The organism is Microbispora sp. H13382 (assembly GCF_014161445.1).
Lineage (GTDB): Bacteria > Actinomycetota > Actinomycetes > Streptosporangiales > Streptosporangiaceae > Microbispora.
The window spans coordinates 748,301-769,727 of sequence record NZ_JABBXA010000001.1 but is presented as its reverse complement, the minus strand read 5'-3'; the positions used below and the strand labels follow the sequence as shown (position 1 = coordinate 769,727).

The window sequence follows — 21,427 nt, the reverse complement described above, 5'->3', positions numbered from 1 at the left end:
TTGCCTGTCCGCTCGCTCACGCGTAAGGGTCCCTCCGGTCGACTGCTCTGCGTGTCCTGCCCTGCGATGGTATCGGCCCGTCTCGCGTCGATCCGCCACCGGGTCGATTCAGGGTGCGAGGAAATGCCCGAAGGGCGTGTTCCGTATTACCCCAAAAACGATCACGATGGCGAGGAGCCCCCACAGGTACGCGGGGTGCGCGAGGCTCGCGCGCACAGGCCGTCCCTGCCATGATCGTAACGTCCAGCGGGCCCACAGCGTGATTACGACGGGGACGCAGAAGACAAAGAGCAGATTCATCCGCGCCGCCCCGGCGAGGTCGGCGTGGGCGAGGTCGTGCACGGCGCGCAGCGCGCCGCAGCCCGGGCAGTAGAGGCCGGTCAGCCAGTAGAGCGGGCAGACGGGGTAGTGGCCGGGCTCGTGCGGGTCGACCACCGCCAGGTACGTCACCGCCCCGGCGAGAACGGCCGCGGCGCCGAACGGCGCGCGCAGCGACCGCATCTGGTCCCACGCGCGCCGTCCGGTCACCTGCATGGAGATCAGCCTAACGCGGGGCGCGCACCACCACGGTGCCGACGATCTTGTCGGCGAAGGTCTGCCGCTTGTCGTCCCACAGCGGCCAGAGGAAGCCGATGTAGCAGGGCAGGCCGTCGACGAAGTGGCAGAGGGAACGCACGAAGGCCATGCCGAATCCGATGTACTCGCCGGTCTGCTCCTTGATCGTCTTGATGCCGACGACCTTCTTGCCGACCGTCTGACCGGTGGTGCCCTCCTTGTACTTCAGCCAGAGCCCCAGCCCCAGGCCGAGGACGATGGCGAGAAGGTAGACGATCAGTGCGATCCCGGTCCCGCCGCCCGACATGGTGGCCTGACCCGTCTCCGGGTCCACCTCCATCGAACCGGCGAGCATGCCGCCGGCGATGAACGTGAGAATCCAGACCGGAACGCCGACGATCAGGCCGTCGATCAGGTACGCGCCGACGCGCAGGCCCCAGTGCGCGAGCTCGGGAGCCGGGTAGCCGCCGGGCGCGCCGTACGCGCCGCCGTACTGACCGCCGGCGGGCGGGGGAGGGTACGAGCCCTGCGGCGGCGGCGGGTAGCCGCCCTGCGGATAACCGCCCTGCGGGCCGGGCTGGTTCTGGGGGTAACCGCCCGGGTTGTAGTTCGGGTCGTCGCCGTAGCTCATGTGGTGCTCCCTGCGAAGTGGGGGGGAAGGAAGGAGAGACCCGGACGGGGTTAGTAGCCGCCGTTCGTCGAGGTGCTGACCGCCGCGGCGAAGACGCCGAGCCAGATCACCGCGAAGATGATCCACCCGGCGAGGCCGACGTAGGACAGGACGAGACCGGCGATCGCCATGCCCCGCCCCTCTTCATTCGTGCGCTTTATTTGGCTTAGTGAGACATGTCCGAAGATCACGCCGAGGATTGCCGTGAACCCGCACAGGAGAAGGCCGACGATGCCCATGATGAGCGAAGTGACGGCCATGCCGTTCGTCTTGCGACCCAGCGGGGGCTGGTAGCCGTACGGACCCGACGGCGGCGGCGGGTAGCCGTAGCCGCCGGGGCCCTGCGAGTGATAGCCGCCGGCCGGCGGGTATCCGTAGCCGCCGGTGTCGTCCGGCTGCTGCCCGTAGCTCATCAGGGTCTCCTGTGCGATCGTCTGAGTCGGCGCGAAGCTTATCGACGGCAGGGCGCGGACTTTGCGCACGAGGCCACATTGTGGATGATTTGTGATCTGGGAGGCAGGAACGGTCCAACACGGTCGGCTTGCCGGTCGTTGGTGCCTTTCGAAAACTGCCGTCCGCGCCCCCTTCGGCCGGCCGCCGGCCCGCTGCCGGGGCCGCGAATCAGCCGGCCGTCACACGGTGGGGTCGTCGCCCTCGTCGATGGCGTCCCACATCGCCCTGTCGGCGTCCTTCACCCGCGCCGTCCCTCCGGCTCCGGCGCGCCCGGTCCCCCGGTCGTACCTGCCCGACATGCCGGGCCAGCGCGCGCTCAGGACCGCCGCCGCGGCGCCCGCGCCGGCCAGGACGATCCCGCCCGCGGCGGCCAGCACCGGCCAGGCCCAGGCGCGCGACTCCACGGAGATGTGACCGGCGGACGTCACCGCGGTCGTCATGTGCTGGGCGGCCGCGGCGGCGATGGTGCCGCCGCGCGTGCCGTCCCACGCCCCGGCCGCGACCGCCGCGCCGAGGAGGGCCACGACCACGCTCGTCACCCGCCGCGCGACCCCCCGGGTCGCCAGTACGGCCAGCACGGCGGCGAGCGCGGCCAGCGCCGCGGGGGTCAGCCAGGCGACCAGGTCGTTGCCGGTGAGGGAGCCGCCGCTCGCTCCGGCGGGGCCCCCCGCCGTGCCGAGCGTGACCCAGACGCGGCCTGCGGCCAGCAGCGCGAGCCCGCCGCCCACGGCGCAGGCGGCCAGCCAGGCGAGCAGCGAGCGCCGAGCCTTGTGCGTCTGGTCGCGGGCGGGCGCCGGGGCGGTCACGGCGCGCCGCTCACGTCGAGGACGTCGGCGTCGAAGCAGGTGCGGTCACCGGTGTGGCAGGCCGCCCCCACCTGGTCGACCTTGAGCAGGATCGTGTCGCCGTCGCAGTCGAGCGCCACGTGCTTGACCCACTGCACGTGGCCGGAGGTGTCGCCCTTCACCCAGTACTCCCCCCGGCTGCGGGACCAGTAGGTCGCCCGGCCGGTGGTGAGCGTGCGGTGCAGCGCCTCGTCGTCCATCCAGGCGAGCATGAGCACCTCGCCGGTGTCGTGCTGCTGGACGATCGCGGGCACCAGGCCGTCCGGCGTGCGCTTGAGCCGGTCGGCGATCTTGGGGTCGAGGGCCATGAGGCCAATTGTGCCGCAGGCTTCGGCCGCCCCCGCTACCCGGCGGCGGTCACCAGCGACAGCGGCAGGTCGCCCACCGGACGTACGGAGAAGGCCGCCGAACCGCCGTCCCGGTAGACCGAGCCCGCCACCCAGCTCGCGGTGTTGGACGCGACGACCCGGCCCTCGGCGTTGACCAGGAACGCGGGGCCCGGGATCTCCCGGAGCGCCGGGAGCACGGCGCCCTCGAACCGCCGGACGAACACGTCGGCCGCGGCCACCCCGGCGAAGCTCCCGCCGGCCACCACCGGCACGGACAGCGTGAGGCTGTACTCGTCGGTGCACAGGTAGTCGACGTACGGGCCGCAGACGGTGCGCTCGGCGCCCGAGGACGGCCCGGCGTACCAGTCCCAGTGGGTGTAGTCGTAGAAGGCGCTGCTGGCCGGGTCCATGTTCCTGAGCAGCCGCACGGGGGCGCCGGACGGGTTCTCCTGCCACCATTCGAGGTACCACGGCGCGTCGGCCAGCAGGCCTGGCGCGGCGATGAAGCCGATCCCCGCGATCAGCGCCGTCACGTGGGCGGGCAGATGGGCGGGCAGCGCGCCGCCGCGCAGCCGCGCCCACAGCAGCGGGCGCAGCGCCGCGAGGTCGGCCGCGACCGGGCGGCGCGCGCCGCCCGCGGGCCTGACGCAGGCGACGGCGGCGTCGCGGACCTCGCGCAGCGCCTCGAATACGCCCTCGGCCGCCTCGCGCACCCGCGCCACCGCCGCGGCGGCGTGGTCGTGCCCGGCCTGCGCAAGGGACACCGGTGTGCTCATGCTTCTACTCCCGCAGCCGCAACCGCAGCTCGATGAGGTGTCGTGTCGCGTCGAGCACGTGCCGCTCGGCGACGGCCCTGGCCTGCTCGCCGTCGCCGCGCCGGACGGCCCCGGCGATGGCGCGATGCTGTGCCGCCGTCTCATCGTGCCCGCTCAGCCCCTCGTGCGGAAGCCAGAGCAACGGTCCGATGTCAGCCTGTAACCGGATCTCCTCCTGAGTGAGGCGGGCCGACTGCGAGGCCGCCGCCACCTCGATGTGGAAGCGGCCGTCGAGCCTGCGCAGCCGGGCGCACGCCTCACCGGGGGACCCGGCCGCCCGCGGCGCGGCGGCGACCTCGTCCATCTCGTCCAGGGTGCGCCACAGGGGCGCGAGGTCCGAGGGCAGCGAGCGCTCGGCGGCCAGCCGGGCCGCCGTCCCGGCGATGGCCGCGTAGTGGTCCCCGAAGTCGCGCAGCTCGTCGGCCGCGAACGTGCGCAGCCGCGCCAGGGGGTCGAGCTCGGCGGGCAGGCGCACGAAGCTGCCGCCGCCCCGGCCGCGCCGCGTCTCGACCATCCCCTGCTGGCGCAGCGCCATGAGCGCCTCCCGCAGGGTCACCGTGGACACGCCGAGCCGGCCCGCGAGCTCGGCCTCGCTGGGCAGCTGCTCGCCGTCGGCGAGCAGGCCGACCGCGATGGCGTCGGCGAGCCGCCGCACCACGGCGTCCACCCGGGCGGTGCTGTCCACCGGCGAGAAGACGGCCAGGCGGGCCATGTTCACGGTCGCACTCCTGTTCGCCCACGCCGTCCGCGAGAACCGACATCGCGAAAGTTGACAACAGTGATACCGGATCAGGTCTTTACGCGAAACATTTAACTCCATATGTTTCAGGTCATGCCAGACCAAGCAGTCAGTCTCCGGGGCCTGCGCAAGAGCTTCGGGCCGGTCGAGGCGGTGGCCGGAGTCGACCTCGACGTCGCCGACGGGGAGTTCTTCGCGATGCTCGGGCCGTCCGGCTCGGGGAAGACCACCGTGCTGCGCATGATCGCGGGCTTCGAGTCGCCCACCGCCGGGACCGTGGAGCTGGGCGGGCGCGACGTCACGCGGCTCGCGCCGTTCGAGCGGGACGTGAACACGGTCTTCCAGGACTACGCGCTGTTCCCCCACATGAGCGTGCTGGACAACGTCGAGTACGGCCTGCGCGTGAAGAAGGTGCCCAGAGCCGAGCGGCGCGAGCGGGCGCTCGCCGCGCTGCGCTCGGTGCGGCTGGAGGGCTTCGAGAAGCGGCGCCCGGCCCAGCTGTCCGGCGGCCAGCGCCAGCGGGTCGCGCTGGCCCGCGCGCTGGTCAACCGGCCGCGCGTGCTCCTGCTCGACGAGCCGCTCGGCGCCCTCGACCTCAAGCTCCGCGAGGAGATGCAGGTCGAGCTGAAGGCGATCCAGCGCGAGGTCGGCATCACGTTCCTGTTCGTGACCCACGACCAGGAGGAGGCGCTGACGATGAGCGACCGGATCGCGGTCTTCAACCAGGGCAGGATCGAGCAGGTCGGCACCCCCGCCGAGGTGTACGAGCGCCCCGCCACCGCCTTCGTCGCCTCCTTCGTCGGCACCTCCAACCTCATCTCCGGCGAGGCCGCGCGGACCGTGCTGGGCAGGGAGGGCACCTTCAGCGTCCGCCCGGAGAAGCTGCGCGTCGTGCTCGGCCAGGAGGAGACCGGTCCCGACGAGCACGAGGCGGCCGGCACGGTCCGCGAGGTGGTGTACGCCGGCCCGGCGACCCGGTTCGTCGTGGACCTCGACGCGGGCGGGCGCCTGATCGCCCTGCAGCAGAACCTGCAGGCCTCCTCAATGGACGTGACGGGCCTGCGCGGCGCCCGCGTCCGCCTCGTGTGGCACCGCCGGCACGAGTTCCCCATCGACGCCCCCGCCGAGCCGGTCATCGCCGGCTGAGCTTTGCCACCGCGCCCACAGCACCACCTCACAGCAAGGAGAACCACGATGCGGTCCCCCCGTCCGCGTTTCGCCAGGCCTTCCCTCGTCGTGACCGCCGCACTGGCGCTCGCCGCCGTCGCGGGCTGCGGCGGCGGGTCGTCCACCGCCGGCGGCTCGGCCGCGGCCCCCGGCGGCGATGCCTTCACGCCGCCGAAGATCGAGGCGCTGAAGTCCCTCGGCCCCGGCGAGGGTCAGGTCAACCTCGTCGCCTGGGCCGGGTACGCGGAGGACGGCTCCAACGACCCCAAGGTCGACTGGGTCCACCCGTTCGAGAAGGCCACGGGCTGCACGGTCAACACCAAGACGGCCGGCACCTCCGACGAGATGGTCAACCTGATGAAGACCGGCGAGTACGACGCCGTGTCGGCCTCGGGCGACGCCTCGCTGCGCCTGATCGCCTCGGGCACGGTCGCGCCGGTCAACACCGACCTCGTGCCGAACTACAAGGACGTGTTCGAGGGCCTGAAGCTCAAGCCGTGGAACTCGGTCGACGGGGTCGCGTACGGCATCCCCCACGGCCGCGGCGCGAACCTGCTCATGTGGCGCACGGACACGGTGCAGCCCGCCCCCGACTCCTGGGGCGTCGTGTTCGACCCGGCCTCGCCGTACAAGGGCAAGGTGACGGCCTACGACTCGCCCATCTACATCGCCGACGCCGCGCTCTACCTGATGTCGGCCAAGCCGGAGCTGGGCATCAAGGACCCGTACGCGCTGGACGACAAGCACCTCCAGGCCGCCGTCGACCTGCTCAAGCAGCAGAAGCAGAACATCGGCGAGTACTGGTCCGACTACACCAAGGCGGTGCAGTCGTTCAAGTCCGGCGACACGGCCGTGGGCACGACCTGGCAGGTGATCGCCAACCTGGTGGAGGCCGACAAGGCGCCGGTCGAGACGACGCTGCCGAAGGAGGGCTCCACCGGCTGGTCCGACACGTGGATGGTCGCCGCGAAGGCCAAGCACCCCAACTGCGCCTACAAGTGGCTCGACTGGATCATCTCCCCCATGGCCAACGCCCAGGTGGCCGAGTGGTTCGGCGAGGCGCCGTCCAACGTCAAGGCGTGCGCGGAGACCTCCGACAAGTCGTTCTGCGACACCTACCACGCGACGGACGAGGAGTACTTCTCCAAGGTCCACTACTGGACCACGCCGATCGCGCAGTGCCTCGACGGGCGCACCGACGTCAAGTGCACCGACTACTCCGAGTGGACCCGGGCCTGGACCGAGATCAAGGGCTGAGCGCTCCTCCGGGGGGCGGCCGCCCGGCCGTCCCCCTCGGCAGCACGAACAGCCCCACGGAGAGAGGACGATGACGACGACAACGACGGCCGCCCCCGCCGGGGTGCGGAGGCGAGCCGCATCATTCCTGCACCGGCACTCCGGGGTGCGGCTGTCGCTGCTGCTGTCGGCGCCGCTGGCCTGGCTGGGGCTGGCCTACCTGGGCGCGCTCGCGGCCCTTTTCGTCACCGCGTTCTGGTCGACGGACGTGTTCACCGGCGACGTGGTGAGGGTGTTCACCTGGGCCAACTTCACCGACCTGGTCACCGGCGAGGTCTACCGTACGGTCGCCCTGCGCTCGCTGGGCGTGGCGGCGGCGGTCACGCTGATCGACCTGGTGGTGGCCTTCCCCATGGCCTTCGCGATGGCCAAGCTCGCCTCACCCCGGGCCCAGCGCTGGCTGGTGATCGCCGTGCTGACCCCGCTGTGGGCGTCCTATCTGGTCAAGGCGTACGCCTGGCGGGTGATGCTGTCCTCCGACGGCGTGCTCGGCTGGGGCTACGGCCTGACCGCCACCGTGGTGACGTTGTCGTACCTGTGGCTGCCGTACATGATCCTGCCGATCTACGCGGGTCTCGAACGGCTGCCGAACTCGCTGCTCGACGCGGCCGGCGACCTGGGCGCGCGCGGGTGGCGCACCTTCCGCACCGTGGTCTGGCCGCTGACCTTCCCCGCCGCGGTGGCGGGGTCGATCTTCACATTCTCGCTCTCACTGGGCGACTACATCACCGTGAAGATCGTCGGCGGTAAGACCCAGCTCATCGGCAACGTGGTCTACGACAACATCGGCGCGGCCAACAACCTGCCGTTCGCCGCCGCCGTCGCCACCGTTCCCGTCGTGATCATGCTGGTCTACCTCGCGGCCGTACGCCGCACCGGCGCGCTGGAGAGCCTGTGAAGGAGGCCCGGTGAACCTCTCCCGTACGTCCCGGACGCTGCTGCGGGCGGCGCTGGCGGCCGGCCTGGCGGTCGTCTACGTGCCGCTGGCCGTGGTGCTGCTCAACTCGTTCAACTCCGACAGGACCTTCTCTTGGCCGCCCGCAGGGTTCACCCTGCGCTGGTGGAGCGCCGCCTGGAGCTCCGCCGGCCTGCGCGACGCGCTGTGGACCTCGGTCCTGGCGGGTCTCGGCGCGACCGCGATCGCGCTCGTGCTCGGCACGATGGCCGCGTTCGCGGTGCAGCGCTACGCGTTCTTCGGCCGGGAGACCGTCTCACTGGTGATCGTGCTGCCCATCGCCCTGCCCGGCATCGTGACCGGCATCGCGCTGAGCAACACCTTCCACACGGTGCTCGGGCTTCCCCTCGGGCTGCTGACCGTGATCGTCGGCCACGCGACGTTCTGCGTCGTCACCGTCTACAACAACGTGCTGGCCCGGCTGCGCCGCATGGGCCTGAACCTGGAGGAGGCCTCGGCCGACCTCGGGGCGGACACGTTCACCACGTTCCGCCTGGTCACGTTCCCGATGATGCGCTCGGCGCTGCTCGCGGGCGGGCTGCTCGCCTTCGCGCTGTCGTTCGACGAGATCATCGTCACCACGTTCACCGCCGGGGCCGGCGTCCGCACACTGCCGATCTGGATCTTCGAGAACCTGTTCCGGCCCAACCAGGCGCCGGTGGTCAACGTGGTCGCCGCCGCGCTGATCCTGCTGTCGGTGATCCCGATCTGGCTCGCCCAGCGCCTGTCCGGCGGCGACCCCCAGACCCACTGAACCCTGCTCAGCCCGCACGCCACAGGGCGGCGTGGGAGACGTCGGAGGCGTTCTTCTTCAGGATCACCGAGCCCACCGCGTAGACCTGGCTCGTGCCGGGCCGCCGGGCCAGGGAGGCGACCTCCGCCGTGTGCCCGGCCGGCGCGGGCACGCGGTGGCGGGTCCAGCGCCCGCCGGACAGATGCCAGAGCAGATCGCGGCGACCGAGCACCCACAGGCCGCCCCTGCCGTCAACGTCGTGGTCCGGTTTCTCGAGGTCGGGCACCCCGATCAGGCGCCAGCCGGCCTGCTCCCAGCGCATCGCCGCAGGCTGCCGGCCGTACCGTCGCACGCGCGATCGGCGGGAGGCGCGTCGTCCGGTCCGCCGTCGGCGGCGCGGGGCGTCAGCGTGTGGTGGTGGCGGTGGTCCAGGAGGCGTAGAGGTCGGCGTACACGCCGGGCTGCTCGACCAGGACGGCGTGCGGCCCGCGCTGCACGATCCGGCCGTGCTCGAACACCAGGACCTCGTCGGCCGCCTGGGCGGTGGACAGGCGATGGGCGATCGAGACCGCCGTACGGCCCCGGGTGACGCCGTCGAGAGCGCGGGCGAGCCGCACCTCGGTGGCGGGGTCCACGGCGGAGGTGGCCTCGTCGAGCAGCAGCAGGTCGGGGTCGGCGAGGTAGGCCCGGGCGAGGGCGACGAGCTGCCGCTCCCCGGCCGACAGCGACTCGCCCCGCTGGCCCACGGGGGTGTCCAGGCCGGCGGGCAGGCCGTCGAGCCAGTCCGCCAGGCCGAGCTCGGTCAGCGCCCGGGCGATCTCCTCCCGGGTCGCCGAGGGCCGTCCGAAGCGGATGTTGTCCTCCAGCGTCGAGTCGAACAGGAACCCGTCCTGCGGGACCATCACGATCCGCTCCCTGAGCGAGGAGAAGCTCACGGTGCGCAGGTCGGCACCGTCCACGAGGATCCGGCCTGAGGTCGGGTCCATGAGCCGGGTGAGCAGCTTGGCGAAGGTCGTCTTGCCCGAGCCGGTCTCCCCCACCACCGCGATCCGCGTGCGCGGCGGGATGTCCACGGACACGTCGTGCAGCACGGGCGGTCCGCCCGGGTAGGCGAAGCCCACGCCGTCGAAGCGGACCGAGATCGGGCCGCGCGGCAGCGTCGCGCCGTTCACCGGGTCGGCCACGTCGGCCGGGGTGTCGAGCACGCCGAGGATGCGCCGCCACCCGGCGATCGCGTTCTGCGCCTCGTTCAGCACCTCGGTCGCGGTCTGCAGGGGGCTGATGAACAGCGTGATCAGAAACAGGAAAGCGATGAGCCGCCCCGCCGTGATCGAGTCGGCGACGCCCAGCCAGACCCCGGCCACGACCACCAGCGCCACCGAGATCGAGGCGACCAGCTCGGTGGTCGGGAACGTGAACCCGACGATCTTCTGGGCCCGGGTCTGCGCCGCGCGCATGCCGTCCACCGCCGTGTCGATCCGCTCGGCCGTGCGGTCCTCCGAGCCGTACGCCCGGATCACCGCGCTGCCCACCACCGACTCGCTGACGGCGGCGAGCACGTCGCCGGCGCGCTCGCGCACCCGGGTGTACGCCCTGGCCACCAGGCGCTGGAACCGGGGCAGGGCCAGCACCAGCGGCAGGAAGCAGGCCCACACGAGCAGCGTGAGCTGCCAGGAGTAGACGGCCATGAGCACGGTCGCCACCACCAGCTGGCCGGCGGACACGATGACCATCAACCCGCCCCACTGCATGAACGTGCTGATCTGGTCGACGTCGCCGGTCACCCGGGAGACCAGGCCGCCGCGCCGCTCGGTGTTCTGCGTCAGCACCGACAGGTCGTGCACGTGGCGGAAGCCCTTGCCGCGCAGGGCCGCCAGGCCCGACTCGGTGGAGCGGTAGAGCCGGACGTTCATCAGGTAGCCGCAGAGCGCGGTCAGTACCACCGCGAGCGCGCACAGCACGACCGCGTTCCGGATGAACGGCAGGTCGGGCCCGCCCGACCCCAGGCCCCGGTCGATCACCTGCTGCACGGCGATCGGCACGACGACCTTGCCCAGCGTGGCCAGCACGGCCAGGACGAGCGTCCCGGCGAGCCCGCGGCGGAACTCCGGCGACAGCCGCAGGCCCTGCCTGAGCGTCTCCAGCGCGCCCCGGTCGGCCGACCGCAGGGACGAGGCCTGTCCCGTGGCCGTGTCGCTCACCGTGTCACTCACCGTGTCACTCGCTGGGTCACTCGCTGGGTCGGTCACGGCGGTCACCGCGTCACACTCCTCGTCAAAGGCTTCGGGCCGTACGTCATGCGACGACCTCCTCGTCGGTGTCGTCGCGGATGTCGAGCTCGGCCCGCTCGGCCTCCTCGCGCTCGTAGGCGGTGACGAGGTCGCGGTAGCCCGCGCAGCGAGCCAGCAGCTCCTCATGCGTGCCGTGGTCGGCGACCACGCCCTGCTCCAGGTACACGACCTCGTCGGCCAGCGCGATCGTCGCCATCCGGTAGGCGACCACGATCACGGTGGCCTCGGCCGCGCCGTCGCGCAGGCCGTACAGGATGCGCTTCTCCACCTGCGGGTCGACGCTGGAGGTGGCGTCGTCGAGGATGAGCAGCCGGGGCTCGCGCACGACCGCGCGGGCCAGCGCCAGGCGCTGCCGCTGCCCGCCCGACAGCGTCGCGCCGCGCTCGCCGATCCTGGTGTCCAGGCCGGACGGCAGCGCGCTGACGAAGCCGTCGGCCTGCGCGAGCCGCAGTGCGGCCCAGATCCGCTCGTCCGGCACCGCCGCGCCGAGCGCGAGGTTGCCGCGCACGGTGTCGTCGAACAGGAACGTCTGCTGCGGGACGAACGCCACCGAGTCGCTGACCCCACCCCTGGCCACCGTGCGCAGGTCGACGCCGTCGACGCGGACGACGCCCTCGTCGGGGTCGATCAGGCGCGCCAGCAGCTGGGTGAGCGTCGACTTGCCCGCTCCGGTCGGTCCGACGACCGCGATCGTGTGGCCCGGCGCGACCGAGAAGGTCACGTCTGTCAGCACCGGGCTCCCCGGCACGTACGCGTAGCCGACGCCCTCCGCCTCGACCCGGGCCGGGCCCGAGGCCTCCAGGCGGGCGGTGCCGTACTCCATGGAGCCGGAGGCGTCGAGGACGTCCCTGACCCGCGTCCAGCCGACGACGCTGCGCGGCAGCTCGGCCAGCACCCAGCCGAGCGCCCGGATCGGGAAGGCGAGGAGGGTGAACAGGTAGGCGACCTGGATCAGGTCGCCGGCCGCCACGCCGCCCGACTCCAGCCGCAGCGACCCGACGAGCAGCACGGCCAGCACGCCCAGCGTGGGCAGCGCCTCCAGCATGGGGTCGAACAGCCCGCGGACCCGGCCGACGGCGACGTTGGCGTCCCGCAGCGCGTCGGCCTTCGCCTGGAACCGCGCGGTCTCGGCGTCCTCGCGGCCGAGGGTCTTGACGACGAGCGCGCCGTCGAAGCTCTCGTGCGCGACCTCGCTCACCTCGGCCCGCAGTTGCTGCGCCCGCATCGCCAGCGGTGAGAGCCTGCGCTGGTAGACCAGGTTGAGCACGGCCACGGCCGGGAAGATCAGGAAGCCGACGACGGCGAGCACCGGGTCGACCAGCACGATCGCCGCGGCGGCCGTCACGAGCATGACGACAACGCCCACCGCCATCGGCAGCGGCGCGAGCGGCCCCCAGGCCGCCTCGACGTCGGAGTTGGCGTTGGACAGCAGCTGCCCGGTCGGGTGACGGTGGTGCCAGGCGAGGGGCAGCCGCAGGTACTGCCGGGTGACCGCACGGCGGGAGTGGGCCTGCATCCGGTACTGGTGGATGCCGGCCATGATGCGCCGGCCCATGATCCCCGCCGCCTTGAACACCGCCACGCCCACGATCAGCAGGGCCGCGGTGACCAGTGCGCCGCTGCTCGCCGCGCCGTCCCGGAACGCGGGCAGCACGGCGTTGTCGGTCGCCCAGCCGAGCGCCCAGGACGAGGCGACGGTCATCGCGCCGTACAGGGCGCTGGCGAGGACCGCGCCGGTGAAGATCCTCGGCTCGGTACTGATCGCCACACCGATGACCTTGAGACCCTGGAGCATCACTGAGCTGCGGGGCCGCGCGGGAGACTCCTTCGTCGGCACGCGGTGCGTTCCTTCCGATCGGGGACCAGCCGGGCCGCTCCCTGCGAGCGCCCCGGAGGGGGACGTTACCCACTCGGGGACGCCGCCGGATCGGTCACCGGACCGACGCCGCCCGAGCCCTTGGTCCTAGATACTCCCTATCATCCTGATCAAGCTGTTTATTCCTCGGACGTGCCCGGCCTCCGATCCGGGTGGCGTGACCGGCGCATAGGCTGATCACGTGACACACGCCCAGACGGAGCGCGCGACGCTCTGCGACCTGCTCGACCGCCTCGGTCCCGGGGCGCCCACGCTGTGCGAGGGATGGACGACCGAGGACCTCGCGGCCCACCTCGTCCTGCGCGAGCGCCGGTTCGACGCCGTGCCCGGCATCGCGCTGCCGCTCCTGGCCGGGCACACCGCCGCCGTGCAGGAGCGTCTCAAGCGGCGTCACCCCTACTCCGAACTGGTCGGGCTCGTCCGGCACGGGCCGCCGCGCTGGACGCCGTACGGCCTGGTCCCCCGTCTGGACGAGATCGTCAACACCGTCGAGCTGTTCGTCCACCATGAGGACGTACGCCGGGCGCAGAGCGGATGGGAGCCCCGCGTCGTCCCGAGGGACCTGCAGGAGGCGCTCTGGCACCGGCTGCGCGGCGCCGCCCGGCTCTTCCTGCGCAAGGCCCCGGTGGGGGTCGTGCTCCGCCGTCCCGACGGGGCGAAGGCCGCCGGGCGCATGGCCGAGCCGGCCGTGGTGGTCACCGGCGAGCCGTCGGAGCTGGTGCTGTTCGCCTTCGGCAGGCAGGCGCACGCCCGGGTGACGTACGACGGGGACGCCGCGGCGGTCGCCCGGCTGCGCGAGGCCCGATTGGGGCCATGAGAACGGAGTTTCTGGACTTGTCCGGAATTCTCCACGTAAACGCCGCTCAATGGGGCAGCATGAGACGAGCCACGATGTGTGGGAGCGTTTGGGAGCCCCGGATGAACCTCAAGAAGGTCCTGACCTACCTGGCCATCGCGTTCGTGATCTTTTATTTGTTCACGCAGCCCGCGAACGCCGCCGGCGCGGTCAGGAACCTGTTCGGCGGCATCACCACGGGGGCCGAACGCCTGTCCGCGTTCTTCACCTCGCTCGTCTCGGGCTGATCGGTCAGATCCCCGGCGAGGCCGTCCGCGCCCGCGTCTCACGATGAGGGCGGAACGGCCTCATGTCCTCGCGGCTAGTTATGATCAAAACTGCCGCCGGGTACAAACGACCGGGATACCGACTGCAGGAGGCCCCCCGATGAAGGCGAAGAAGGTTCTTACGTACGCGGCCATCGCGTTCGTGGTCTTCTACCTCTACAGCCAGCCGCAAGCGGCGGCAGGCGCCGTGCGAGGCGTGTTCGACACGGTCAACACCGGAGCCAGCCGGCTGGCGACCTTCTTCACCTCGGTCCTGAGTTGAGGTCGCGGACTCCCCGCTCCCGCTCTCCATCCCGGCGGCTCCGACGATAACCACTTCGAGTGACCGGAGCCGCGAGGCTCTCCGCGTACAAGGGCCGGCAGGGCATCCGCCTTGCTCCGCCGGCCTCTCCTTCCGCATCCCCTCCGCGCACCCACCTGCCCCCGAATCCCGTTTCCACACCCGCCTGTCGCGCACGGGCCCGGCTGACAACCCCGGCTGACAACCCCGGATGACAGACCCGGGCGACGGGAGCGCCGGGCGATCTACCCGGCCCGCCGGTGCTCGCTGAGCTCGTACTCGACGAACGCCCCGATCATCGCCCGCCAGACGGCCTCGGCGACCTCCGGGGACAGCCCCTCGCGCTCCGCCCTCTCCCGCGCCGCCGTCACGACGCGCTCCACCCGGTCGGGAGCCCGTACGGACTGCTCGTCCGTCTTGAACGCCGCCGCCGCGCGGACGAGCTTCTGCCGTTCGGCCAGCAGCGTCGTCAGACGGGCGTCGATCTCGTCGATCCGGCGGCGGACCTCGTCGAGCGAGGTGGGGTCGGACATGCGTTCCCTCCGATGGTCAGCGATGATCACTGGCAACCTTAGGCCACACCGGCCAGACATAGCCGATAAAAGACCACACAATCGCTCATGCCGGTTTTCGCCCACTATCGCCCTATTTGGGGTGATTGGTATGGACGGTTCCCTCACCACCGGCTGACCATTGAGGAGGCGGGCTCCGGAGCGCCGCAGGATCCCTCTACGGACAGGAGACAGCTATGCGTGCCAAGCGTTTCCCGAGCCTGCTGGGCCTGGCGTTCCTCGCGGCCGTCGGTCTCGCGGCGGCCCAGCCGACCCACGAGGCGTCCGCCGCCGCGACCTGCTGGGGCGACGGCGGGTGCGGCCAGGGCGGATCCTTCCAGGGACAGTGGCAGTACCAGTCCATGGCGTCCTCCTCGCTCGGCACCGGTCCGGACGCCTACCCGACGGCGATCGTCGACATCGACTAGGACCCGCGACCGGGGGCCGGGACCCGGCCCCCGGTGACGTTCAGCGGACCGGGTGACCGGCCGCGCGCAGCGTGTCCTTGACCTCGTGGATCTTGAGCTGGCCGAAGTGGAAGACCGAGGCGGCCAGCACGGCGTCCGCTCCGGCGTCCACCGCGGGCGGGAAGTCCTCCAGCCGCCCGGCGCCGCCGGAGGCGATCAGCGGGACGCTCACCGCCGCCCGTACGGCCCGCAGCATCTCCAGGTCGAACCCCGACTTGGTGCCGTCGCCGTCCATCGAGTTGAGCAGGATCTCGCCGACGCCGAGCTCCTCCCCGCGCCTGGCCCACTCCACCGCGTCGATGCCGGTCCTGCGGCGTCCGCCATGGGTGGTCACCTCGAACCCGGAGGGCGTGGGCGGCCCGTCGACCACCCGGCGCGCGTCCACCGACAGCACGACGCACTGCGACCCGAACCTGCGCGAGGCCTCGGTCAGCAGTTCCGGCCTGGCGATGGCGGCGGTGTTGACGCCCACCTTGTCGGCCCCCGCGCGCAGCAGCCGGTCCACGTCGTCGACCGAACGCACTCCCCCGCCGACGGTCAGCGGGATGAACACCTGCTCGGCCGTACGGCGCACCACGTCGAGCATGGTCTCGCGCTCGCCCGAGGACGCGGTGATGTCGAGGAAGGTCAGCTCGTCGGCCCCCTCGGCGTCGTAGCGCGCGGCCAGCTCGACGGGGTCGCCGGCGTCCCTCAGGTTCTCGAAGTTGACCCCCTTGACGACCCGGCCCGCGTCCACGTCCAGGCAGGGGATCACCCGCACCGCCACCGTCATCGCTCAGCCCTCATCGTTGCCGCGCTCCACCGGCCGGTAGGCCTCGACCTCGACCTCGACCAGCATGCGCGCGTCGACCAACCCGGCGACCTGCACGCTCGTGCAGGCGGGCCGTACGTCGCCGAAGATCTCGCCGTGGGCCTTGCCCGCCGCGTCGAAGTCGTCGGCGTTCACCACGTACATGCGGGTGCGCACCACGTCGGCCCGGGTGGTGCCGGCCTTCTCGACGGCGTCCAGCGCGATGGAGAAGGCGGTGAGCGTCTGCTGGTAGGCGTCGCCCACGTGCTGGACCTCGCCGCCCACGGTGGCGGTGCAGCCGGACACGAGCACGTGCGGCCCGGCCACGACCGCCCGGGCGTAGCCGTAACGGTCCTCCCAGGGGCCGCCGGAGGAGATCCGCCCTTCGGGCATCTGTGTGCTCATGCGCTCTTCACCGCCGCGAGCGCCTCTTCCAGCGTGAACGCCTGGGCGTACAGCGCCTTGCCCACGATGGCGCCCTCGACGCCGTCCGGCACGAGCGTCGCGATCGCCCGCAGGTCGTCGAGCGAGGACACCCCGCCGCTGGCGATGACCGGGCGGTCGGTACGCGCGCACACCTGGCGCAGCAGGTCGAGGTTGGGGCCGCGCAGGGTGCCGTCCTTGGTGACGTCGGTGACGACGTAGCGGGGGCAGCCCTCGGACTCCAGCCGGTCGAGCACCTCCCACAGGTCGCCGCCCTCCTGGGTCCAGCCGCGGGCGGCCAGCGTGGTGCCGCGCACGTCCAGCCCCACGGCGATGCGGTCGCCGTGCTCGGCGATCGCCTTGGCGCACCACTCGGGGTTCTCCAGCGCGGCGGTGCCGATGTTCACGCGGCGGCAGCCGGTGCTCAGCGCGGCCTCGAGCGAGGCGTCGTCGCGGATTCCGCCGGACAGCTCCACGTTCACGTCGAGCGCGCCGACGACGGAGGCGAGCAGCTCGCGGTTGCTCCCCCGGCCGAACGCCGCGTCGAGGTCGACCAGGTGGATCCACTCCGCGCCGGCCTTCTGCCAGGCGAGGGCGGCGGCGAGCGGATCCCCGTACGAGGTCTCCGTCCCCGCCTCGCCCTGCACGAGGCGGACGGCTTGGCCGTCGGCGACGTCGACGGCTGGGAGCAATACGAGCGACATTTGGTCAGGACCTCCGGTCGAAAACGATGGTGACGAGCACCGGGAGCAGCAGGATCGAGCCGAGGAAGACGCCCAGCCGGGCCATCCACGAGTCGAGCAGGATCCAGGCGAGCACCTGGACGAGGAACCACAGCACGACGACGACGCCGTTCTCCGTGCGGCGGCGACGGGCGAGGTAGCCCCGCTGCCGGGCCACCCGCACCGGTCTGGCCGGCCGGGGCAGCACCGCGGCCACGGCTCCGGCGACGGGTCCGACGAGCCGGTCGCGCACCTCGCGCCGCCTGGCGGCTTTCGCCTCGCGAGCGGCGCGGGCCGCCGCGAGGCGTTCGCGCTCGGCTTCGCGCTCCGCCCTCCGGCGGGCCCGTTCCTTGCTCATCGGGCCTCCCGCTCGGGTCCGGTCACGGCCTGGCCGGCCGTACGCGCCGCAGCCCCGCCGTTCCCCAGTGTCGCACCGCTGCCTCGAGATTTCGCGTGCCGGACACGCTCACAACGTGCTCAGCCAGTTGTTCAGCAGCACGGCCCCCGCGTCCCCGGACTTCTCCGGGTGGAACTGCGTGGCCATGAGGGGACCGTTCTCGGCGGCGGCCACGAACGGCACTCCGTGCTCGGCCCAGGTGACCAGCGGCTCGTGGAAGCCGTCGCCGGCCTTCAGCACCCAGTCGCGCACGCCGTAGGAGTGGACGAAGTAGAAGCGCACGCCCTCGTCCAGGCCGCGGAACAGCACGCTGCCCTCGGGGACGGTGACGGTGTTCCACCCCATGTGGGGCAGCACGGGCGCGTCGAGCCGCTCGACCGTGCCCGGCCACTCGCCGCAGCCCTCCGTGTGGACGCCGTGCTCGACGCCCTTCTCGAACAGGATCTGCATGCCGACGCAGATCCCGAGCACCGGGCGCCCGCCGGACAGGCGGCGGCCGACGATCTGGTCGCCGCGCACGGCCTTCAGGCCCTCCATGCACGCCGCGAACGCCCCGACGCCGGGGACGACGAGCCCGTCCGCGTCGAGGGCCGCGTCGAAGTCGGCGGTGACGGTGACGTCCGCCCCCACCCGGGCCAGCGCCCGCTCGGCCGAGCGGAGGTTGCCCGAGCCGTAGTCGAGCACGACCACGCGCTTGCTCACTGCCACCACATCACCCCCGCGGTGAGCGCCAGGGCCGCGCCGACGCCGGTGAGTGCCGCCAGCAGCTTCGAGCCCTGCCGTATGCCCGAGATGACCCCGCCGATCAGGAAGAGGCCGATGAAGATCATTCCTCCGGACGCGAAGGTCATCAGAGGACGCCCTTGGTGCTGGGCACCCCGGTCGCCCGCGGGTCCCGCTCCGACGCCTCGCGCAGCGCCCGCGCGAGCGCCTTGAACTGCGCCTCCACGATGTGGTGCGCGTTGCGCCCGTACGGCACGTGCACGTGGAGGCAGACCGCCGCCTGCGCGACGAACGACTCCAGGATGTGCCGGGTCATGGTGGTGTCGTAGTCGGGCCCGATCATCGGGGCCATGCCCTCGGGCTCGGTGTGGACGAGGTACGGCCGGCCGGACAGGTCCACCGTGACCTGCGCGAGCGCCTCGTCCAGCGGGCAGGAGGCGCTGCCGAACCGCCGGATGCCCGACTTGTCGCCCAGGGCCTCGCGGAACGCCGCGCCGAGCGCGATCGAGGTGTCCTCGATCGTGTGGTGGGCGTCGATGTGCAGGTCGCCCTCGGTCTTCACGGTCAGGTCGAACAGTCCGTGCTTGCCGAGCTGGGCGAGCATGTGGTCGTAGAAGCCGACGCCGGTCGACACGTCGACGATCCCGGTGCCGTCGAGGCCCACCTCGACCAGCACCGACGTCTCCTTCGTCGTGCGCTCGATACGGCCGCGGCGCTCGTCGATCTCGGTCATGCGAGGACCCCCTCCAGCGCGGCGCGGAACGCCGCCATCTCTTCCGGCGTGCCGATCGACACGCGCAGCCAGCCCGCGGGGCCGGTCTCCCGGATCAGCACCCCGCGATCGAGCAGTCCCTCCCACACGGACCGCCGATCCGCAAACGTACCGAACAGCACGAAGTTGGCGTCGGAGTCGGCGACCGTGAGGCCGCGCTCCCGCAGCCAGTCCACGGTGGCGTCCCGCTCGGCGCGCAGCGCGTCCACCGTGCCGAGCAACTCCTCGCGGTGCGCCAGCGCCACCCGCGCTGCCGCCTGGGTCAGCGTGGACAGGTGGTAGGGCAGGCGGACCAGCAGCAGGGCGTCGACCACCGCCGGGTCGGCGGCGAGGTAGCCGAGCCGGGTGCCGGCCATCGCGAACGCCTTGGACATGGTCCGCGTCACGATCAGCCGGGGGTTGCCCGGCAGCAGGGTCAGCGCCGACGGCGTGCCGGTGCGGGCGAACTCGGCGTACGCCTCGTCGACCACGACCATGCCGGGCGCGGCGGCGAGGATCCGCTCGATCACCTCCAGCGGCAGGGCCGTGCCGGTCGGGTTGTTCGGCGAGGTCAGGAACACCAGGTCGGGCCGGTGCTCCTCGATCATCCGCACGGCGGCGTCCGGGTCGATCGCGAAGTCATCCTCACGCAGGCCCTCGATCCACCGGGTGTTCGTGCCGCCCGCGATGATCGGGTGCATCGAGTACGACGGCTCGAACCCGATCGCCGAGCGTCCGGGGCCGCCGAACGCCTGGAGGATCTGCTGGATGACCTCGTTGGAGCCGTTGGCCGCCCACATCTGGCGGGCCGTCAGCCCGTGGCCGAGGTAGTCGGCGAGATCCTTGCGCAGCTCGACGGCGTCCCTGTCGGGGTAGCGGTTGAGCGTCGCCGCGCCCTGCCGCACGGCACGGGCGAGGTCGTCGATCAACGCCGCCGACGGGGGGTAGGGGTTCTCGTTGGTGTTGAGCTGGACCGGCACGTCGAGCTGCGGCGCGCCGTACGGCTGCTTGCCCCGCAGGTCGTCGCGGATCGGCAGGTCGTCGAGAGTCGTCATGCGGGCACTTCCCAGTCGAAGCGGGCGCGGATCGCGGCGCCGTGGGCGGGCAGGTCCTCCGCGTCGGCGAGCGCGCACACGTGCGCCGCGGCCCCGGCCAGCGCCTCGCGGCTGTAGTCCACCACGTGGATGCCGCGCAGGAACGTCTGCACCGACAGCCCCGAGGAGTGGCAGGCGCAGCCGCCGGTCGGCAGCACGTGGTTGGAGCCCGCCATGTAGTCGCCGAGCGACACCGGCGCGTACGGGCCGATGAAGATCGCGCCGGCGTTGCGCACGCGGGCGGCGACCGCGTGCGCGTCGGCCGTCTGGATCTCCAGGTGCTCGGCGGCGTAGGCGTCGACGACCTTCAGGCCGTCCTCAAGGTCCGAGACGAGCACGATGCCGGACTGGCGGCCGGTGAGCGCCTCGGTGATGCGCGCGGAGTGCCGCGTCGCGGCCACCTGGCCGGGCAGTTCCTTCTCCACCGCGTCGGCCAACTCGGGGCTGGTGGTGACCAGGACGGCCGCCGCGATCACGTCGTGCTCGGCCTGGCTGATCAGGTCGGCGGCCACGTGCGCGGGGTCGGCGGTCTCGTCCGCGAGGATCGCGATCTCGGTCGGACCCGCCTCCGAGTCGATCCCGATGCGGCCCTTGAGCAGGCGCTTGGCCGCGGCCACCCAGATGTTGCCCGGACCGGTCACCATGGTGGCCGGGCGGCACTCCTCGGTGCCGTAGGCGAACATCGCCACGGCCTGGGCCCCGCCCACGGCGTACACCTCGTCGACGCCGAGCAGCGCGCAGGCGGCGAGGATCGTGGGGTGCGGCAGGCCGCCGAACTCCTTCTGCGCGGGCGAGGTGACGGCCAGCGAGGGCACGCCCGCCTCCTGCGCGGGGACCACGTTCATGACCACGCTGGAGGGGTAGACGGCCCGGCCTCCGGGGACGTACAGCCCCACGCGGTCGACCGGCACCCAGCGCTCGGTGACCGTGCCGCCCGGCACGACCTGCGTGGTGGTGTCGGTACGCCGCTGATCGTGGTGGACCAGGCGGGTGCGGCGGATCGACTCCTCCAGCGCCGCGCGCACGACCGGGTCCAGCCCCTCGAGGGCGCGCGCGAGGGCCTCGGCGGGCACCCGGGCCGACTCGATCTCGACGCCGTCGAACCTCGCGGTCAGCTCCCGTACGGCTGCCGCGCCACGATGGCGTACGTCCTCACATATGGGCCGCACCTTCTCCAGGGCGGCCTCGACGTCGAGTTCGGCGCGGGGCAGCACGTCGCGCAGGTCGGCAGGAAGGGACCCGCGCAGGTCGATACGGGAAATCACCGTCCCAGTCTACGGATGACCAGGGACGGATCCGCGTGTGTCCAGCATGCGGGACGGGTGTTTCACCGGCGGGCGCACCCTCCCGGAGCTGCGACGTCGTCGTCCACGCCCGATTAAG

Annotated in this window: 28 protein-coding genes; 8 read left to right on the top strand and 20 right to left on the bottom strand. The window is 72.2% G+C overall.

Features of this window, described 5'->3' with window-relative positions; genetic code table 11:
- Nucleotides 1-108: 108 nt before the first annotated feature.
- The 7 genes from HHX41_RS03455 to HHX41_RS03425 form a co-directional block, all read right to left on the bottom strand.
- Entirely contained in the window at nt 109-534 is a 426-nt protein-coding gene (locus HHX41_RS03455; RefSeq protein WP_182904735.1) for a DUF2752 domain-containing protein, read from the bottom strand.
- 10 nt (nt 535-544) lie between these two features.
- A complete protein-coding gene (locus HHX41_RS03450) occupies nt 545-1,186 on the bottom strand; it encodes an RDD family protein (RefSeq protein ID WP_182904734.1) in 642 nt (213 codons plus the stop codon).
- A 50-nt stretch (nt 1,187-1,236) separates the two neighbouring features.
- Nucleotides 1,237-1,707, bottom strand: coding sequence for a DUF4190 domain-containing protein (locus tag HHX41_RS03445; protein WP_310741748.1), 471 nt, complete (start codon nt 1,705-1,707; stop codon nt 1,237-1,239).
- A gap of 150 nt (nt 1,708-1,857) precedes the next feature.
- On the bottom strand, nt 1,858-2,484 hold the full coding sequence (locus tag HHX41_RS03440) for a Trp biosynthesis-associated membrane protein (RefSeq protein WP_182904733.1): 627 nt from the start codon (nt 2,482-2,484) through the stop codon (nt 1,858-1,860).
- Nucleotides 2,481-2,831 carry a phosphoribosyl-AMP cyclohydrolase gene (gene hisI / locus HHX41_RS03435; RefSeq protein ID WP_030509961.1) on the bottom strand — a complete coding sequence of 117 codons (351 nt, stop codon included), beginning with the start codon at nt 2,829-2,831 and terminating at the stop codon, nt 2,481-2,483. Before hisI ends, HHX41_RS03440 begins: the two co-directional genes overlap by 4 nt.
- A gap of 35 nt (nt 2,832-2,866) precedes the next feature.
- The gene (locus HHX41_RS03430) at nt 2,867-3,628 is read right to left on the bottom strand and encodes a cache domain-containing protein (protein WP_182904732.1); all 762 of its coding nucleotides are present in this window, start codon (nt 3,626-3,628) and stop codon (nt 2,867-2,869) included.
- Between the two features lie 4 nt (nt 3,629-3,632).
- On the bottom strand, nt 3,633-4,379 hold the full coding sequence (locus HHX41_RS03425; protein ID WP_169979692.1) for a FadR/GntR family transcriptional regulator: 747 nt from the start codon (nt 4,377-4,379) through the stop codon (nt 3,633-3,635).
- A gap of 120 nt (nt 4,380-4,499) precedes the next feature.
- Here HHX41_RS03425 and HHX41_RS03420 point away from each other — a divergent pair, with 120 nt between their 5' ends.
- The 4 genes from HHX41_RS03420 (at nt 4,500) to HHX41_RS03405 (ending at nt 8,578) form a co-directional block, all read left to right on the top strand.
- The gene (locus HHX41_RS03420) at nt 4,500-5,552 is read left to right on the top strand and encodes an ABC transporter ATP-binding protein (protein ID WP_169978369.1); all 1,053 of its coding nucleotides are present in this window, start codon (nt 4,500-4,502) and stop codon (nt 5,550-5,552) included.
- A gap of 48 nt (nt 5,553-5,600) precedes the next feature.
- Complete coding sequence (locus HHX41_RS03415) at nt 5,601-6,830, top strand: ABC transporter substrate-binding protein (RefSeq protein WP_182904731.1); 1,230 nt, start codon at nt 5,601-5,603, stop codon at nt 6,828-6,830.
- Nucleotides 6,831-6,900: 70 nt separating this feature from the next.
- Nucleotides 6,901-7,767, top strand: a complete 867-nt coding sequence (locus HHX41_RS03410; protein WP_182904730.1) for an ABC transporter permease — start codon at nt 6,901-6,903, stop codon at nt 7,765-7,767.
- A gap of 10 nt (nt 7,768-7,777) precedes the next feature.
- Entirely contained in the window at nt 7,778-8,578 is an 801-nt protein-coding gene (locus HHX41_RS03405) for an ABC transporter permease (protein ID WP_182904729.1), read from the top strand.
- Between the two features lie 7 nt (nt 8,579-8,585).
- Here HHX41_RS03405 and HHX41_RS03400 read toward each other — a convergent pair whose 3' ends face one another.
- The 3 genes from HHX41_RS03400 to HHX41_RS03390 form a co-directional block, all read right to left on the bottom strand.
- Entirely contained in the window at nt 8,586-8,879 is a 294-nt protein-coding gene (locus tag HHX41_RS03400) for a hypothetical protein (RefSeq protein ID WP_182904728.1), read from the bottom strand.
- 82 nt (nt 8,880-8,961) lie between these two features.
- Entirely contained in the window at nt 8,962-10,770 is a 1,809-nt protein-coding gene (locus HHX41_RS03395) for an ABC transporter ATP-binding protein (RefSeq protein ID WP_396703009.1), read from the bottom strand.
- An 82-nt stretch (nt 10,771-10,852) separates the two neighbouring features.
- Nucleotides 10,853-12,643: an ABC transporter ATP-binding protein gene (locus tag HHX41_RS03390; protein WP_182904821.1), complete on the bottom strand. Its 1,791-nt coding sequence runs from the start codon at nt 12,641-12,643 to the stop codon at nt 10,853-10,855.
- Between the two features lie 262 nt (nt 12,644-12,905).
- Here HHX41_RS03390 and HHX41_RS03385 point away from each other — a divergent pair, with 262 nt between their 5' ends.
- The 3 genes from HHX41_RS03385 (at nt 12,906) to HHX41_RS03375 (ending at nt 14,108) form a co-directional block, all read left to right on the top strand.
- Nucleotides 12,906-13,541: a TIGR03085 family metal-binding protein gene (locus HHX41_RS03385; protein WP_182904727.1), complete on the top strand. Its 636-nt coding sequence runs from the start codon at nt 12,906-12,908 to the stop codon at nt 13,539-13,541.
- 101 nt (nt 13,542-13,642) lie between these two features.
- Nucleotides 13,643-13,807, top strand: coding sequence for a hypothetical protein (locus HHX41_RS03380; protein ID WP_182904726.1), 165 nt, complete (start codon nt 13,643-13,645; stop codon nt 13,805-13,807).
- A 139-nt stretch (nt 13,808-13,946) separates the two neighbouring features.
- Entirely contained in the window at nt 13,947-14,108 is a 162-nt protein-coding gene (locus tag HHX41_RS03375; RefSeq protein WP_167530286.1) for a hypothetical protein, read from the top strand.
- A 263-nt stretch (nt 14,109-14,371) separates the two neighbouring features.
- On the opposite strand, the gene HHX41_RS03370 is transcribed toward HHX41_RS03375, so the two are convergent.
- Nucleotides 14,372-14,659 (bottom strand): chorismate mutase, encoded by a 288-nt coding sequence (locus HHX41_RS03370; protein ID WP_169978385.1) that lies wholly within the window; start codon nt 14,657-14,659, stop codon nt 14,372-14,374.
- A 215-nt stretch (nt 14,660-14,874) separates the two neighbouring features.
- Between HHX41_RS03370 and HHX41_RS03365 the strand changes: the two genes are divergently transcribed.
- Entirely contained in the window at nt 14,875-15,105 is a 231-nt protein-coding gene (locus HHX41_RS03365; protein ID WP_169978387.1) for a hypothetical protein, read from the top strand.
- A gap of 40 nt (nt 15,106-15,145) precedes the next feature.
- Here HHX41_RS03365 and hisF read toward each other — a convergent pair whose 3' ends face one another.
- The 9 genes from hisF to hisD all read right to left on the bottom strand — a co-directional run bounded on the left by hisF (nt 15,146) and on the right by hisD (nt 21,309).
- The gene (gene hisF / locus HHX41_RS03360; RefSeq protein ID WP_169978390.1) at nt 15,146-15,916 is read right to left on the bottom strand and encodes an imidazole glycerol phosphate synthase subunit HisF; all 771 of its coding nucleotides are present in this window, start codon (nt 15,914-15,916) and stop codon (nt 15,146-15,148) included.
- Between the two features lie 3 nt (nt 15,917-15,919).
- Nucleotides 15,920-16,339, bottom strand: coding sequence for a RidA family protein (locus HHX41_RS03355; RefSeq protein WP_211591421.1), 420 nt, complete (start codon nt 16,337-16,339; stop codon nt 15,920-15,922).
- Nucleotides 16,336-17,061: a bifunctional 1-(5-phosphoribosyl)-5-((5-phosphoribosylamino)methylideneamino)imidazole-4-carboxamide isomerase/phosphoribosylanthranilate isomerase PriA gene (priA, locus tag HHX41_RS03350; protein ID WP_169978392.1), complete on the bottom strand. Its 726-nt coding sequence runs from the start codon at nt 17,059-17,061 to the stop codon at nt 16,336-16,338. The genes HHX41_RS03355 and priA overlap by 4 nt, the downstream gene beginning before the upstream one ends.
- 4 nt (nt 17,062-17,065) lie before the next feature.
- Nucleotides 17,066-17,437 carry a hypothetical protein gene (locus HHX41_RS03345; RefSeq protein WP_182904725.1) on the bottom strand — a complete coding sequence of 124 codons (372 nt, stop codon included), beginning with the start codon at nt 17,435-17,437 and terminating at the stop codon, nt 17,066-17,068.
- Between the two features lie 108 nt (nt 17,438-17,545).
- On the bottom strand, nt 17,546-18,178 hold the full coding sequence (gene hisH, locus HHX41_RS03340) for an imidazole glycerol phosphate synthase subunit HisH (RefSeq protein ID WP_182904724.1): 633 nt from the start codon (nt 18,176-18,178) through the stop codon (nt 17,546-17,548).
- On the bottom strand, nt 18,175-18,327 hold the full coding sequence (locus HHX41_RS03335) for a hypothetical protein (protein ID WP_169978396.1): 153 nt from the start codon (nt 18,325-18,327) through the stop codon (nt 18,175-18,177). The genes hisH and HHX41_RS03335 overlap by 4 nt, the downstream gene beginning before the upstream one ends.
- Nucleotides 18,327-18,932 (bottom strand): imidazoleglycerol-phosphate dehydratase HisB, encoded by a 606-nt coding sequence (gene hisB, locus HHX41_RS03330; RefSeq protein ID WP_169978398.1) that lies wholly within the window; start codon nt 18,930-18,932, stop codon nt 18,327-18,329. The genes HHX41_RS03335 and hisB overlap by 1 nt, the downstream gene beginning before the upstream one ends.
- Complete coding sequence (locus tag HHX41_RS03325) at nt 18,929-20,005, bottom strand: histidinol-phosphate transaminase (protein ID WP_182904723.1); 1,077 nt, start codon at nt 20,003-20,005, stop codon at nt 18,929-18,931. Before HHX41_RS03325 ends, hisB begins: the two co-directional genes overlap by 4 nt.
- Nucleotides 20,002-21,309 carry a histidinol dehydrogenase gene (hisD, locus tag HHX41_RS03320; RefSeq protein ID WP_182904722.1) on the bottom strand — a complete coding sequence of 436 codons (1,308 nt, stop codon included), beginning with the start codon at nt 21,307-21,309 and terminating at the stop codon, nt 20,002-20,004. The genes HHX41_RS03325 and hisD overlap by 4 nt, the downstream gene beginning before the upstream one ends.
- Nucleotides 21,310-21,427: the final 118 nt, after the last annotated feature.